Raw genomic sequence first — 15,689 nt, 5'->3', positions numbered from 1 at the left:
GAATGAAAAGATTATTGTTCATGTTAGTAGCTTGTTCAATGTTTTTTTTAGTTGCATGTGGAGGTAAAGATTCGTCAGGAGAAAAGGATACTGGGACTGATAAAGGTGATAAAGTAATTGAGTTTTGGCATATTGAACCGGGTGAAAAAGGAGAAATATTTGAAGAAGTGGCACAACAATTTGAGGAAGACAATCCGGGAGTTAAAGTAAAGTTAACCCGTATTCCTAATGATTCATTTAAACAAAAGCTATCGGTAGCAATGTCCGGTGGAGAGGTACCCGACATATTTCAAAGTTGGGGTGGCGGATGGCTAAAAAACTTTGCCGATGAAGGAAATGTTTTAAATCTTACGGATGATGTAGACGAAGGTCATTTTAATAAGCTAGCTTTAGATAATTCTACTTACAATGATAAAGTATATGGACTGCCAATAGGTCTAACGATTGATCTGGTGTTTTACAATAAAGAAATATTTGAAAAATACGGATTAGAAGCACCAGTGACATTTGAAGAATGGCTTAAAGTTATTGATGTGTTGAATGAAAATAAAGTTATCCCGATTGCTCTAACAAATCAAACTAAATGGCCAGGAGCATATTATTTAATGAATTTTGCGGCTCGCATTGGCGGACCTGATTTGTTTAACAGTGCGTTAAATCGTGAGGGTAAAGGATTTGATGATCCTGCATATGTTCAAGCGGGAGAATACATTCAAGAATTAGTTAATAGAAATGCATTTAATCCAGGCTTTAATGCTGTTCCATATGATGAGGGACAAGGTCGACAATTATTGTATTCAGGACAAGCGGCAATGATGGATATGACAATCTCTCTAGTAAATAATATAAGAGATGAAGCTCCGGAATTTGAAGAAAAGTTAGATTTTTTCGTTTTCCCTACAGTTCCTGGGGGAAAAGGTGATCAAACACAAGTTGGGGGATCGGCATCTCCAGTATTTTCGGTTGCGCAGGATAGTGAACATGCTGACTTAGCGGTAGCGTTTATCAAAGCGCTTACAAGTGAAAAAATAGCACATGAATATGTAGCACGTACTGGTTCTTTGAGTGCTGTTGCTGGAATCGAACCAAAAGATGAGTTAGTCAAACGATTTTTTGATATCACGGAAAGTGCTACACACATCCAAATGCCTTATGACCAAACTTTACCTCCTGAATTAGGAGAAAAACATAAAGATACTACTCAAGCAATCTTTGGTTTGGATATGACACCAGAAGAAGCTGCAAAACAAATGGAGGAAAAAGCGGTGGAATTGTTAGATAAATAATAGTGAGGGGAGAGTACATCATCTCCCCATCTTCAATTATTAAATAGAGTAGGAGGTACATCGTGGAAACAGAACTTACTGCTTCTAAATCAAAGGGAATGAAATCAAAACGAAAAACAATTGATAAGAAGGTTAAAAAAACAATAACGATTAGCCTATTTATTGCACCGGCGTTAATCATTTACTCCTTATATGTTATTTATCCAATTTTAACTACATTAAATTATAGTTTTTTTGAATGGAATGGCATAAGTGATAAAGTATTCATAGGTTTGGATAACTACTCAAAGATGCTTAACGATGATGTTTTTTGGTTATCTCTCAAAAATAATGCTTGGGTAGTACTTGCATCGGTTTTTATCCAGATCCCATTAGGATTATTAATGGCATTGTTCCTCTTCGCCCCAATTAGGGGTATTCGATTCTTTAATGGTATCTATTTTATCCCTTTTCTTATGTCGACAGTTGCCGTTGGTATATTATGGAGATTGATGTACGATCCAATTAACGGAACAATAAACCAGTTAATAAACTTTTTAGGTTTTGAAAATATTGCGTGGCTAAGCGATAAGAACACAGCTATATTTTCAGTTTTGTTGGTAATCGTATGGCAATTTGCACCGTTTTATATGATTCTTTTTAAAGCGGGAATTGTAGGGATATCAGAGGAAATGTATGAGGCTGCAGACATCGATGGAGCAAATTATCTACAAAAATTTGCTAAAATCACTTTGCCATTACTAGCACCGACAATTGTAACATCATCTATCCTAGCTATTGTAGGTTCTTTGAAATCATTTGATCTATTTTACATTATGACAGGTGGCGGTCCGAACCATGGGACAGAGATACTTGGAACTTACATGTATAAGCAAGCTTTTGTGAATTTTAATATGGGGTATGGAAGTGCTATTGCTTTTGTAATGTTTATACTTGCCTTAGTTGTAGTAATAATCATTCAGTATCTTGATTATTATCGTAAAAAGAAAGGTGATTTACTATGATTACTATACTTAAGAAAGGTTTCTTATACCTATTTGCCTTACTATTGTTAGTATTTACTGCTTATCCATTCGTTTATATGATATCAACTGCATTAAAGAGCCAACCGGAATTTTATGAGGCTCCATATGCTTTATTTTCATCATTCAATTTAGAAAACGTTAAAACAGTGTTTGAAATGGGGTTAACTCAATACTTTACAAATAGCGTTTTAATAACCGTAGCATCTGTTTTGGCTGTTATGTTGTTTGCATCAATGGCGAGTTATCCTTTAAGTAGGATGAAATTTAAATTAAATGGTCTAGTATATTTAATTTTTATCGCTGGAATGATGCTTCCAATTCATGCGACATTAATACCGATTTTTAAACTCACGCAAAGTATGGGGTTATATGATAATCTCTGGGCATTATTAGGACCATATATAGCATTTAGTTTACCAATATCAGTTTTCATCTTGACTCAATTTATGCGGGATATTCCTAAGTCACTAGAAGAGGCCGCAGAGTTAGATGGTGCTTCTCACTTCAGTATATTTTGGAGAGTAATCTTACCGATGGTTTCGCCAGCATTAATGACAGTATTGATTTATAATTTTATCCACTTATGGAATGAGTTTGTCTTTGCGCTTGTGTTAATTTCTACACCAGAGAGAATGACACTTCCATTAGGTCTGCAAAATTTCAAGGGAGAGTTTTCTGTAAATATACCAGGACTAATGACCGCTTTAGCATTAGCTAGTATTCCAGTGTTACTGGTTTACTTGTTTTCCCAAGAAAAAGTTACTTCAGGATTAGCTGGTGGGGCAGTAAAGGAGTAATAACTGTTGCTTGATTTTTTCGAAATTAATTGAAAATTGGGGGATTGGAATTTATGGGGAAATTAAAAATAGGAGTAATAGGGTGTGGAAGTATTGCAAGAAGACGGCATTTACTCGAATATGCGGCGAATACAAAGGTAGAAATTATAGCAGTTTGTGATATCGTTTCCGAACGAGCAGAGGAAATGGCTATAAACTATAATGCAAAAGCATTTGTAGATTACAAAGAATTATTAGCTATTGATGATCTAGATGCTATTAGTGTTTGTCTACCGAATTATTTACATGCGACAGTTTCTATTGACGCGTTAAATGCTGGATGTCATGTGTTATGTGAAAAACCAATGGCGATATCTAAAGAGGAAGCCGACAGCATGATCAAAGCTGCAGAAAAAAATGATAGAAAATTAATGATTGCCCATAATCAGCGTTTTGTTTCGTCGCATCAAAAGGCAAAACAGTTAATTGATAATGGAGAGCTCGGAAAAATTTATAGTTTTCGAACTACCTTTGGACATCCGGGACCAGAGAAGTGGAGTATTGACGGAAGGGAGAGCTGGTTCTTTAATAAGGAGAAGGCATTTATTGGTGCTTTAGGAGATTTAGGAGTACATAAATCAGATCTAATGCGCTATCTCTTGGGGGAAATTACCGAAGTAAGCGCATTTGTAGAAACAAATGCAAAAGAGAATACAACAATTGACGATAATGCCGTTTGTATCGCGAAAACTGCAGATGGTGTGATTGGCACCCTAACTGCTAGCTGGTCTTATGTTGCGGGGGGAGACAATTCTACAGTGATTTATGGTGAAAAAGCGACACTAAGATTAGAGGATGATCCAGTTTATTCTTTAATTGTACAGTATGGAAATGGAGAAACGGTAAATTATGAATTAGGTCAGATACAGACAAACGAAGCGGGGGGCCAAACAAATACACATGTAATTGATCATTTTGTCGATTCAATTATTCAAAACACTGAGCCATTAATTAATGGAGAAGAAGGCAAGAAATCGTTAGAAGTTATTTTAGCGGCACTTGAATCGAGTGCTACAAAGAAAATTATTCAATTAAATACGGAAAAGTAATTATGGGTAAATCAAAAATAATCACAACCGTATAGAATTAAAGAGGGTTTTTTAGTAGAGTGTATTGTTCATTAAGCCCTTGAATACAAATGTATGATTATATTGGCGGAGGTGAATAATGTGGAAAACTCTACTAGTCTTATGGGATCTCTTCACGGTTTATGTGATTGGATTATGAGATTTTCAATTATTAATATGCTTTGGATACTTTTTAATATCCCAACTATCTTAGTAACTATACTAATAATATTTTCAGATTCAAAAGAAGGCTATTATGTTTTAGTAGGATTGATTATTCTATTGATGCCAATCCTATTTTTTCCTGCGACGACAGCAATGTTTGCATGCGTAAGACAATGGGTTATGCAAGGAACGATAAGCCCTTTGTTGAAATCTTATTGGACTTATTTTAAAGAGAATTATAAGAAAAGTTTTCTTGGGGGACTTGTTTTAACAGTTGCATGGGCAGTACTGATTGCGGATTATTATTATTTTGTTAATAAAGGCACTATTTCATTGTATATTGTCCTCATAATAGGGGTTTTCCTATTTGTTTTCTCGATGAATTTCTTTTCAGTTGTGTCACATTACAACTTGAAATTGGGCCAATTATTTAAGAATGCATTACTTGTTACAGTGGGGAACCCGTTAATGACTGTTGTGGTTTTTATAGGAAGTATTATTATTTTCTATGTCAGTTTCTATGTTCTGTTATTTCTAATTCCGTTGTTTTCAGGAATACTAATTGCCTACTTATCATTTGTACTTTTTTATAAAATGTACTTAAAAACTAAGAATTTGCAAATGGATTCGAATTGAAATACGGCTAAAATTTGTCTTGAAATTAATTGTTCAAGATAGAACTAATAAGAATTAGGAGGTTAGAAAGATGAAACTCGGTGTATTTGCAGTTTTATTTTCACAAAAATCGTTTGAAGAAATGCTAGATTATGTGCAAGCGTCAGGTTTAGATGCAATTGAAATTGGGACTGGTGGTAATCCTGGAGATGCGCATTGTAATGTCGACGAACTTCTCGCAAGTGAAGACAAGCGAAAAGAGTATCTAGAGAAAATCCATTCGCGTGGATTAACAATCAGTGCATTCAGTTGCCACGATAATCCGGTTTCCCCAAATGAAACAGTGGCAAAAAACGCGCATGAAACGCTTGTGAAGACGATTAAACTCGCACAGTTATTAGACGTGTCTGTCGTTAATACTTTTTCAGGAACACCGGGTTCGCATGAAGGTTCCAAGCATTCGAACTGGCCGATATCCCCGTGGCCCACGGAGTACTCAGAAATATTTAACTGGCAATGGGAACAAAAATTGATTCCTTATTGGAAAGGAATCGGGAAGTTGGCAGAAGATAGCGGCGTGAAAATCGGGATTGAGCTGCATGGTGGATTCTCAGTGCATACCCCTTACACATTGTTGAAGTTAAGAGACGTGACTTCACCTGCAATTGGTGCGAACCTAGATCCTAGTCATCTGTGGTGGCAAGGAATCGACCCGGTTGCGGCGATTAAAATACTTGGAAAAGAAAATGCGATTCATCATTTTCATGCGAAAGATACCTTTATTGATCAAGAAAATGTTAATATGCATGGTCTAACGGATATGCAGCCTTACGGGGATGTACAATCGCGTGCGTGGACATTCCGTTCTGTCGGTTGTGGTCATAGCATTCAAGAATGGTCGGATATGATGAGTGCACTTCGCACTTATGGCTATGATTATGTTGTCAGCATTGAACATGAAGATCCGTTGATGTCAGTAGACGAAGGGTTTTCGCTTGCAGTCACAAATTTGAAATCAGTATTAATTAAAGATCAACCTGCAGATATGTGGTGGGTGTAAGTAATAAGTTGTGACATGTGAATTTACAATTCATATATCGCAACTTATTTGTCTATCTGTTGGTCAAGTGAAATGGCTTCAATTCAACCATTAAAAGGGAGATGGCATGATGAAATCGATTAATATCGGTATGATAGGCTATAAATTTATGGGGAAAGCACACAGCAACGCTTACCGGGCATTGCCAATGTTTTTTCCAAACAGCATTCAACCAAAGATGAAAGTTATCTGTGGAAGAAATGAAGAGTCTGTCTCCGTGGCAGCTGAGCAATTCGGCTGGGAAGAATATGCGACAGATTGGAAAGAGCTGTTGAAACGGGATGATATTGATTTAATCGATATAAATGCACCTAGTAATGTGCATAAGGAAATTGCGATTGAAGCCGCTAAAGCAGGCAAACATCTTTATTGTGAAAAGCCATTAGCTTTTACATTAAAGGATTCTCGTGAAATGTTACGGGCTGCTGAAAAAGCTGGTGTAAAACATATGGTTGGCTTTAATTATCGTTTTACGCCGGCTGTCATACTTGCAAAAAAATTGATTGAAGAAGGTCGTTTAGGAAAGATCTATCATTACCGGGGATGGTTTTTACAAGATTGGATTACAGATCCAGACTTTCCACTCGTATGGAGGCTTCAAGAAGAGATTGCTGGCTCGGGTGCCCACGGTGATTTGGGAGCGCATCTTATTGATATGGCCCATTATTTGATTGGTGACATATCGGAAGTAATTGGTATGAATGAGACATTTATTAAAGAAAGACCACTACCTACAGAGATGGATGGATTAACAGCAACAAGTGGAGAAGGCACTGAAAAAGGCCCTGTTACGGTCGATGATGCAACATTATTTTTAGCGAAATTTGCAAACGGAGCACTCGGTAGCTTCGAAGCTACACGTTTTGCGACTGGACATCGTAGTACGAATTCATTTGAAATCAACGGTAGTAAAGGAAGTGTTATTTTTGATTTTGAACGAATGAATGAACTGCAAGTTTTTTTTGAAGATGACGCAGAAGATGTCCAAGGATTTCGACGTGTGCTAGCGACTGATACTGGACATGCGTATTCGGAAGCTTGGTGGCCTTCTGGACATGCAATTGGCTACGAACATACATTTACTCATGCCTTTGTTGAATTAATGGATGCTTTTCGTGAAGATAGGCAACCTGTCCCGAACTTTGAGGATGGGGTGAAATGTCAACAAGTTCTTGAGGCAGTTGACCTGTCAATAGAACAGAAGAAATGGATTAAAGTATCTGACCTGTAATGCTTATGGCGAAAGGAGCATTGACAATATGAAGAAAAAAGCACTCATTGTATATGGTGGTTGGGATGGTCATGAACCAAAAGAAGTGGCTGACATTTTTAAAGGAATCCTTGAAAAAGAAGATTTTGACGTGGAAATATCTGAAACGCTTGATACCTATAGCGACGTTGAAAAACTGAAAGGGTTAGATTTAATCGTACCTCATTGGACAATGGGGGAGATTGAACAGGAATATGTGAATAATATTTCTGAAGCCGTGATGAGTGGTGTTGGTTTGGCTGGATGTCACGGTGGTATGTGTGATTCCTTCCGGAAAAACGTAGACTGGCAATTTATGACTGGCGGCAATTGGGTGGCGCATCCAGGAAATGATGGAATTGAATATACGGTTAATATTAAGCATTCTTCGAGTAGTGTTTTAGAGGGGATTGAAGATTTTGAGGTTGTGAGTGAACAGTATTATTTGCATGTTGACCCTGCTGTTGAAGTACTTGCAACAACTCGTTTTCCAATCGCCGAAGGGCCACATTCTTTAAATAAGGCAGTGGATATGCCTGTTGTTTGGACAAAACGCTGGGGGCTAGGTAGGGTTTTTTATAATTCAATAGGTCATTCAGCTAGCACTGTGGCGATGCCAGAAGTATCAAAGATAATGCAGAATGGATTTTTATGGTCAGCAAAAGGAAAAGAACTAGCAGTGGAGGTTGTTAGTTCAGGTAATGATAGCCTTTATACTGGTATGGGGGACAATCAATAATAAAAAATGGGGGCAAGAAAATGGTGAAAGTTAGAGTGGGTGTTATTGGTTGTGGGACAATTAGTTCTATTTATATGGAGAACATCCCGACCTTTGAAAATCTTGAACTAGTAGCATGTGCAGATTTAGATTTAGATCGGGCACGTGCTCAGGCGGAGAAATATCAGATTCCAGAAGCGTCAACAGTGAAAGAACTATTAGAAAATCCCAATGTAGATTTAGTTATCAATTTAACGATTCCTAAGGCACACGCTGAAGTCGCGATTGAGGCGCTTAAAAATGGCAAGCATGTCTATGGTGAAAAACCTTTGGCAGTCACACGTGAGGAAGGTAAAGAAATCTTGGCAGTTGCAAAAGAAAACGGGGTGTTTGTAGGAAGTGCTCCAGATACATTTTTAGGTGCAGGTGTTCAAACAGCTATCGATTTAATTGAAAAAGGGGAAATCGGTGTTCCGATTGGTGTTTCAGCCTTTATGATTGGACGCGGCCCTGAACATTGGCATCCAGATCCGATCTTTTATTATAAGGAAGGCGGCGGGCCGATGTTTGATATGGGTCCCTATTATTTAACCGCACTCATTGCTTTATTGGGGCCAATTAAGCGGCTTTCTGGTTCAGTTGGTATTAGTTATCCAGAACGAACGATTTTAAGCGAACCAAAAGCAGGTACAAAGGTTACGGTAGAGACCCCGACACATATTGCAGGAACACTTGATTTTGTTTCTGGTGCAATCGGAACGATCACTACTAGTTTCGATGCATTCGGTGGTACAACTCTTCCGCCAATCGAGATATATGGAAGTGAAGGCACTATACTTGTTCCTGATCCCAATACGTTTGGTGGCCCTGTTCGACTTCGAAAGCGAGATGAAAAAGAATTTGTTGATATCGAACTAACCCATACTCACGATGGAAATAGTCGTGGAATCGGTGTTGCCGACATGGCAAAGGCAATTTTAAGTGGTGTTCCATATCGAGCGAATGGGGAACTTGCTTACCATGTGCTTGAAGCAATGCATGGTTTTCATGATTCTTCTGAAAAAGGTTTATTTTATCAGATGCAAAGCACTTGCGAGAGACCAGAGCCACTGCCTGTTGACAATCAGTTTTTACATGCGTAAGCGTCAAATAAATACCCACCTATTTTGTGGGGGAGGGATTATTCACAAATAAGGAATTGCAAGGTGGAGGTCCGTTGATCGATATTGGCGTAAAAATGCTAGATGCTTCCCTCTATCGGATGGGCTATCGTGAACCTAACGTTGTGTTAGGAATAACGCATCAACAGGTTGGTCACCAAAAGGATGTTGGACTGCTTGGAAAGTGGAAATATGAAAACTATACAGTGGCGGACATGCTGTTGGTAGGGTTACGTTTACAAATGGTGCACCTTTAACAGTGGAGGCTGCTTTTGCCGCAAATGTTGAGAAACATGATACGATGCAAGTTGCTTTGATGGCCAATAAAGGTGGAGCTAAAATTTACCCTCTGTAAAAATATCAGATGAAATACAACACATTAATCAATAGTACACTAGAACAGGGACTTATCATTCGGAAAATTGTCGCTGCAACTTATGAGCCTGTAGAAACGGGGAAGGCTGTAACAAGTAATAAAAAAGGTTGTGCAGTATGAATGTTGAATTCATACTGCACAACCTTTTTTTATAAAGTAAGAACTTTTGTCACACTGCGAGAAATTTCATGCGTATTAATTGTAGATTCTATTTGATTATTTTTCACGCATTTTATAAACTCTTCAACTTCATAGTACATAGTATTAAATTCATGTTTAATAGAAATATCCTCAGTTTGACCGTCTTTGTATTTAATAATAATTTTTTCCGGATCACTGATTTTATCGATTTCGATGACGCCATTCTCGCCCTGTATTTCATTTGGTGAATGGGAATCTGAAATTTTTGAGTACATAATAACAGCTTCAAATTCATCGTAATTTAAGATCATACTTCCTTGACCATCTGCACCAGTGGATAGTAAATAAGTATTTTTAAGTACAGATTTAGGTTCGCCGACTAGATGCACAATAGGCGCGATACAGTAAACCCCTAAGTCTGTTTTAGCGCCATTCCCCAGTTCGGGTTTAAAAGCATTTTCAATAATGCCATCCTTATATTTATCGTAACGCGAAGAATACTGGTTATAATGAAATACGAATCGTCGGAGTGGACCAATCTTAGCTAGGTTCTCTTTTAAGTTGAGAAATGTAGGTGTAACTGTTGATTTCATTGCTTCCATATAGGTTGTTTGATGGTCATTAGATGCTTTAATTACTTGATCCATTTCAATTAAGGAAGTGACAGCGGGTTTTTCGCAAAGAACGTGAATGCCATTATTCATAGCTAAAATACTTTGTTCTGCATGAAACGCATTGGGTGATGCAATATAAACGGCTTCAATATCACCGCTTTGAAACATTTCTATCATATCTGTATACACATGTTCGATATTATGTTTCTCTGCAAATGCTCTCCCTGTCTCCTCAGTCCTTGAATAGACTGCACCGACACTAAATTCGGGATGTTCTTTAGCTGCTGTCAGTAATCGATCTGTAATCCAATTCGTTCCGATAATTCCAAACTTCATAGTAATAGCCCCTTTTAGTTATATATGTTGATGTAAAGAATTTCATTAAAATCGCTACTGCGCTCGGGGATGCCTCACGCTCTAAGACGAGCAGCTTCGCTCAGTTTATATAGATGTTCATTTGTACAATATATAGTTGATAATAAGTAGTTCTTGCCCTATAAGGCGGATCTAGCCCTCAATGCCAAATGAAAACACTGTTTGTTTGTCATATAATTCATGGGCCTCTAAGATAACGGAAGGAAAGCCCTTGTGATGCAATGAGGCAGGGGAGGCTTGTGTTTCAAAACAGACACCTAAATAAGGTTTTGAATTACCTTCTGCTAGATTAAGTCCTTCATCGAGAGTATTCGATGTGTACATAACCACGCCTGGTTGGTTGGTCTTAATCGTCATCAGGCGGCCACTCGTTTCTTCTTTTACACGGATGTTTTGTTGTTGAGTTTGATTGAGAATAAAGTAATGATCATATCCATGATTAGCAACCCTATTTTGTGTTGATATGGAGTTAATGCCGTCAACAAGTTTTCTTCCAGTTCGGAAATCAAATGGCGTATTCACTACATTGATTTTTTTACCTGTTGGAATTAGTTCCGTATCCAGTTCAACAAAGTCATCACTCTCCATTGTAACATGATGGTTGTGGATCGTGGCGGCTAGATTTCCACTTAAGTTAAAATAGGAATGATTTGTCATAGTAAGCACAGTCGCTTTATCGGTTGTTCCTGAATAATCAAGGATGAGCTCGTTATTATTAGTCAATGTATAGGTAACAGCAACTTCAATAGTACCAGGATATCCACCTTCACCATCTAAACTTTTATGGTTTAATTTCACGCCAACTGTATCATCTGACTGAAAGGGACTAGACTGCCAGATTACTTGATGAAATCCTTCATCTGCTCCATGTAAATGATGGCCACCTTCATTTGCTGCCAATGAATATGGTTGATCTTGGATAGTAAATGAAGCATCTTGAATTCTTCCGGCAACGCGGCCGATTATCGCACCAAAAAAATTTGGGTTTTCTTCATAATCGGTATAATTTGTATAGCCAAGGACCACATTTTCTAGTTGATTATGCCTGTTTGGAACGCTTATGTCAGTGATGATACCACCGAAGTTCAAAAAACTTACTGTCATACCGTTATCATTTGTTAATGTATACAACTTCCACTTATTCAGTATATCTTGGGTCTCTATTTTCATCTGGCTAGCCACCTACCTATTTAATGTTTGGATGAATCGTTCACACTCACTTTGTACTTTAAAAACGCCTGCATCTCCAAGCACTTTGGCGAATTTAATCCCAAGTTCTTTTTCTAAAATGGACTCAATTTGCTCTAGGTTTGATAATTCTCCATAGTTAGCTTTCATTTGCTCTGCCCATTGTTGATGATAGGGGGCTACAGAAGTTGTTTGATCGAGTAAAAACTTCTTGATTTCAGCTAATTCATCTTTAAGACGAGCCGGTAAAACTGCCAGACCCATTACTTCAATAAGCCCAATATTTTCTTTTTTTATATGATGGACATCTGCATGGGGATGGAAAATCCCTAGTGGATGTTCTTCAGTTGTTCGATTGTTGCGTAAGACGAGATCGAGTTCAAACTTGTTAGCACGCATTCGGGCAATCGGTGTAATTGTATTATGTGGAGTTTCATTACTAAAGGCTCTGATATCCGCTTCCTCATCACTATAACTTTTCCATGTGGTAAGGACATGGTCAGCTGCTTGAATCAATGGCTCAATCTCATCGCTCTGCAAGCGAATGGTTGTTAACGGCCATTCCAGGACAGATGCAGTTATGTTTGGAAAGTTTTCTAAAGTAAACGAAAGTGCAGTTGTTGCAGTTGTCATTGGAAAATTATAACTTCCTGCTTGATAATGATCATGATTCAAAATAGAGCCACCGACAATAGGTAAATCGGCATTTGAGCCAATAAAATAATGTGGGAATTTCTCTATAAAAGTTAGTAACCGTTTAAAAGTATCCTTACCAATTTTCATATCACGATGTTCTTCAGCAAGTAAAATACTATGTTCATTATAATAAACATAGGGTGAATATTGCAGATACCAATTTTCATTTACAAGTGGTACTTGAATGATACGATGATTTGCCCTAGCTGGATAACCTGTCCGACCAGCGTATCCTTCATTTTCGATACATAATAGACACTTTGGATAATTGACATCATGTTTCAATTCGCTTTCTCTCTTGATTTGTTCAGGATCTTTCTCGGGTTTTGACATGTTAATGGTTATATCCATTACACCATAGATTGTTTCGGCTTTAAAATGGATGTTTTTCTTGATGCGGTTCATCTGAATATAATTGCTGTTTTTACTTAACTCATAAAAATAATCTGTTGCGTTTTTTGGGGAGTTACTATATTTTTTCTGGAAAATTGCGTTGATAACAGATGGCCTTTCCACAAAGCAATTCATGATTGTGGCTGAAAGTATTTCTTTGTCATCAAAAACATTGTCAATGACATTATTTTCGGTAGCATAGGCAATAATTTTGTCGAGTAGATTTGGAATTGAATCATCTGTTGTACCTTCAGTTGTTGCAGGCATAGATTCGAGATGGAGCAGTGCAAGTACTTGATTCGTCACATAATTCTGATCAGCGGTATCGATTAGTCCCACTTCGATACCTTTTTGAAGGAGTCCTCTAATATCTGAGTAAATCATTTAGCTGTCACGTCCTTCTGGTAACCATTTGGGTTGTTGACATGCCAGTTCCAAGCATCTTGAATGATTTTTTCAATTGAAGTTCGCGTTGGCTGCCAACCTAAAAGAGTGGCAGCTTTATCAGAGCTTGCGATTAGGATACTAGGATCACCCGCACGACGTTTACCTGAATTCTCAGGGATTTCTTTACCTGTAACTGTTCGTGCTGTATCCATCATTTCTTTGACTGAAAATCCTTGATTACTGCCAAGATTGAAAATATCGCTTTCTCCATCATTTTTTAAATAATTAAGTGCTAGAAGATGCGCTTGAATAAGGTCTTCTACATGGACATAATCACGGATACATGTGCCATCGGGTGTATCATAGTCTTCTCCGAAAATAGTGATATTTGAACGTTGTTCGAGTGCTGCTTGGAGAATGATTGGTACGAGATGTGTTTCAGGATGATGATCCTCGCCGATTTCTCCAGATTCCCGTGCACCGGCCACATTGAAGTAGCGTAATGCAACATAGCGAATGCCATAGGCCTGTTCGCACCATTTCATCATTTTTTCCATCGTCAGTTTTGTTTCGCCATAGGTACTTGTCGGATTGGTTGGCATCTCTTCTGTGATTGGGACAGATTCTGGCTCCCCGTATGTGGCTGCTGTTGATGAAAAGACAATTTTTTTGACATTAAACTCTGTCATCACTTGCAGTAATATTTGTGTGCCATAGACATTATTATCATAATACTCCAATGGATTTGCCATGGATTCACCGACAAGGGAATTCGCAGCAAAATGGACAACTGCATCAATAGGTTCATTAGTAAATACGTTACGCATAAACTCGATGTCTCGACTATCACCTTCGTAAAATGTCGCATCAGGATGGATAGCTTCTCTGTGCCCAGTTTGTAGATTATCAATCACTACGACGTCCGTCTGTTGATCAATTAACTGATAAACCGCATGTGAACCGATATATCCAGCTCCACCTAGAACTAATACACTCATTTAGTACACTCCCTCAGTAAGTTCTCTTGCTCCGTCACCAATTGCAGCGGTGTAAAATGATGCCTCATAACCAATTTTTCCTCTATATATTTTATTTACATTGTTCTTGAAGCTATCAACTTTGTCTATTTCAACAATTGCAATTGCACAACCACCAAAACCTGCGCCTGTCATGCGGGCGCCCACAACGCCTGGTTGATCCCATGCTGCTTGGATAATCGTATCTAGTTCGATGCCTGTTACTTCATAATCCAGTTGAAGAGATTTATGTGACTCATTCATTAATTGCCCAAATGCCTCTAAATTGGCTTGTTGTAATTGCTGAAGAGCCTCAACAGTCCGTAGATTTTCATAGACAGCATGTTTTGCACGTTTTTGGTTTGTTTCATCAGTAATAAGGTGTTTTTGTTGTTCAAATTGTTCTTTCGTCAAATCACCGAGCCCTTTAATTTGAAGAGCTGTTTGCAAGTTTGCCAAAGCCTGTTCACATTGCACGCGACGTTCATTATATTTTGAGCCAGCAAGTGTTCGTTGTTTATTGGTATTAATGATGATAATCACATGGTCAGCAAGCTCGATAGGGGCATAGTTGTAGGCTAGAGTTTGGCAGTTTAATAGGATGGCATGCCCTTTTTTACCTTTACCAATTGCAAACTGATCCATAATTCCACTGTTGACGCCGATATAATCATTTTCTACTTTTTGCCCAAGTTGAATCATCTTTACACGATCAATATTTAAATCAAATAGTCCTTCCAAAAGGACACCAGTGACCATTTCAATAGAAGCAGAAGAGGAGAGCCCGGCGCCGGTAGGAATGTCACCATAAAATAAGATATCCATTCCAGTCGTTATTTGGAGTCCGCTTTCCTTCATATAATGAATCATACCTTTGGGGAAGTTCGCCCAATCATGTGCTTCATTATAGTCTAAATCGGCAAGATCACATTCAATGGTCCCAATAGAGGGGAAGTTCAACGAGTAAAAACGTAACTTTTGATCATTGCGTTTTTGAGCAAGTGCGTACGTTCCAAATGAAATTGAGGCGGGGAATACATGGCCTCCATTATAATCCGTATGTTCACCAATTAGATTAATTCGTCCTGGTGCAAAAAACGTGCGTGGCGTTTCGGTAGTGTCGAAGATTGATCGGAATTTATTTGGCAGATCTGAATTAGTCAAAGGTGTTACCTCCCGAAGTTAATAAATTAATTTAATTAAGTATAGTGTACTATACTTTGAAAGACTATTCAATATAGTTTGTCATATGTTATAGTTGCGGATAAAGATGAATGTTCGAT

At 38.0% G+C, this 15,689-nt stretch carries 15 protein-coding genes; 10 read left to right on the top strand and 5 right to left on the bottom strand.

The window, feature by feature from the left end; translation table 11 throughout:
- The first annotated feature begins 2 nt into the window (after positions 1 to 2).
- The 10 genes from MKZ26_RS04370 (at position 3) to MKZ26_RS04325 (ending at position 9,477) form a co-directional block, all read left to right on the top strand.
- Positions 3 to 1,286 (top strand): ABC transporter substrate-binding protein, encoded by a 1,284-nt coding sequence (locus MKZ26_RS04370; protein WP_340764634.1) that lies wholly within the window; start codon positions 3 to 5, stop codon positions 1,284 to 1,286.
- A 62-nt stretch (positions 1,287 to 1,348) separates the two neighbouring features.
- Positions 1,349 to 2,290, top strand: coding sequence for a carbohydrate ABC transporter permease (locus MKZ26_RS04365; RefSeq protein ID WP_340764633.1), 942 nt, complete (start codon positions 1,349 to 1,351; stop codon positions 2,288 to 2,290).
- The gene (locus MKZ26_RS04360; protein WP_340764632.1) at positions 2,287 to 3,108 is read left to right on the top strand and encodes a carbohydrate ABC transporter permease; all 822 of its coding nucleotides are present in this window, start codon (positions 2,287 to 2,289) and stop codon (positions 3,106 to 3,108) included. Before MKZ26_RS04365 ends, MKZ26_RS04360 begins: the two co-directional genes overlap by 4 nt.
- A 53-nt stretch (positions 3,109 to 3,161) precedes the next feature.
- Positions 3,162 to 4,196 (top strand): Gfo/Idh/MocA family protein, encoded by a 1,035-nt coding sequence (locus MKZ26_RS04355; RefSeq protein ID WP_340764631.1) that lies wholly within the window; start codon positions 3,162 to 3,164, stop codon positions 4,194 to 4,196.
- 120 nt (positions 4,197 to 4,316) lie between these two features.
- On the top strand, positions 4,317 to 5,015 hold the full coding sequence (locus MKZ26_RS04350) for a YesL family protein (RefSeq protein ID WP_340764630.1): 699 nt from the start codon (positions 4,317 to 4,319) through the stop codon (positions 5,013 to 5,015).
- Positions 5,016 to 5,085: 70 nt separating this feature from the next.
- A complete protein-coding gene (locus tag MKZ26_RS04345) occupies positions 5,086 to 6,054 on the top strand; it encodes a sugar phosphate isomerase/epimerase family protein (RefSeq protein WP_340764629.1) in 969 nt (322 codons plus the stop codon).
- Positions 6,055 to 6,163: 109 nt separating this feature from the next.
- Positions 6,164 to 7,324 carry a Gfo/Idh/MocA family protein gene (locus MKZ26_RS04340; protein ID WP_340764628.1) on the top strand — a complete coding sequence of 387 codons (1,161 nt, stop codon included), beginning with the start codon at positions 6,164 to 6,166 and terminating at the stop codon, positions 7,322 to 7,324.
- 28 nt (positions 7,325 to 7,352) lie between these two features.
- Complete coding sequence (locus tag MKZ26_RS04335) at positions 7,353 to 8,081, top strand: ThuA domain-containing protein (protein ID WP_340764627.1); 729 nt, start codon at positions 7,353 to 7,355, stop codon at positions 8,079 to 8,081.
- A 20-nt stretch (positions 8,082 to 8,101) separates the two neighbouring features.
- Positions 8,102 to 9,202, top strand: a complete 1,101-nt coding sequence (locus tag MKZ26_RS04330) for a Gfo/Idh/MocA family protein (protein ID WP_340764626.1) — start codon at positions 8,102 to 8,104, stop codon at positions 9,200 to 9,202.
- A 74-nt stretch (positions 9,203 to 9,276) separates the two neighbouring features.
- A complete protein-coding gene (locus MKZ26_RS04325) occupies positions 9,277 to 9,477 on the top strand; it encodes a hypothetical protein (protein ID WP_340764625.1) in 201 nt (66 codons plus the stop codon).
- Positions 9,478 to 9,745: 268 nt separating this feature from the next.
- On the opposite strand, the gene MKZ26_RS04320 is transcribed toward MKZ26_RS04325, so the two are convergent.
- The 5 genes from MKZ26_RS04320 to MKZ26_RS04300 form a co-directional block, all read right to left on the bottom strand.
- Positions 9,746 to 10,687, bottom strand: coding sequence for a Gfo/Idh/MocA family protein (locus MKZ26_RS04320; RefSeq protein WP_340764624.1), 942 nt, complete (start codon positions 10,685 to 10,687; stop codon positions 9,746 to 9,748).
- Positions 10,688 to 10,858: 171 nt separating this feature from the next.
- Positions 10,859 to 11,896, bottom strand: a complete 1,038-nt coding sequence (locus MKZ26_RS04315) for an aldose epimerase family protein (RefSeq protein ID WP_340764623.1) — start codon at positions 11,894 to 11,896, stop codon at positions 10,859 to 10,861.
- 12 nt (positions 11,897 to 11,908) lie between these two features.
- The gene (gene galT / locus MKZ26_RS04310) at positions 11,909 to 13,387 is read right to left on the bottom strand and encodes a UDP-glucose--hexose-1-phosphate uridylyltransferase (protein WP_340764622.1); all 1,479 of its coding nucleotides are present in this window, start codon (positions 13,385 to 13,387) and stop codon (positions 11,909 to 11,911) included.
- Positions 13,384 to 14,388, bottom strand: coding sequence for a UDP-glucose 4-epimerase GalE (galE, locus tag MKZ26_RS04305; protein WP_340764621.1), 1,005 nt, complete (start codon positions 14,386 to 14,388; stop codon positions 13,384 to 13,386). The genes galT and galE overlap by 4 nt, the downstream gene beginning before the upstream one ends.
- Positions 14,389 to 15,570: a galactokinase gene (locus tag MKZ26_RS04300; protein WP_340764619.1), complete on the bottom strand. Its 1,182-nt coding sequence runs from the start codon at positions 15,568 to 15,570 to the stop codon at positions 14,389 to 14,391.
- Positions 15,571 to 15,689 lie beyond the last annotated feature (119 nt).

This window comes from Sporosarcina sp. FSL K6-6792 (genome assembly GCF_038004885.1).
GTDB classification, from domain to species: domain Bacteria; phylum Bacillota; class Bacilli; order Bacillales_A; family Planococcaceae; genus Sporosarcina; species Sporosarcina psychrophila.
The sequence above is the reverse complement of the archived record's forward strand: the minus strand, read 5'-3'. Positions and strand labels throughout refer to the sequence as shown.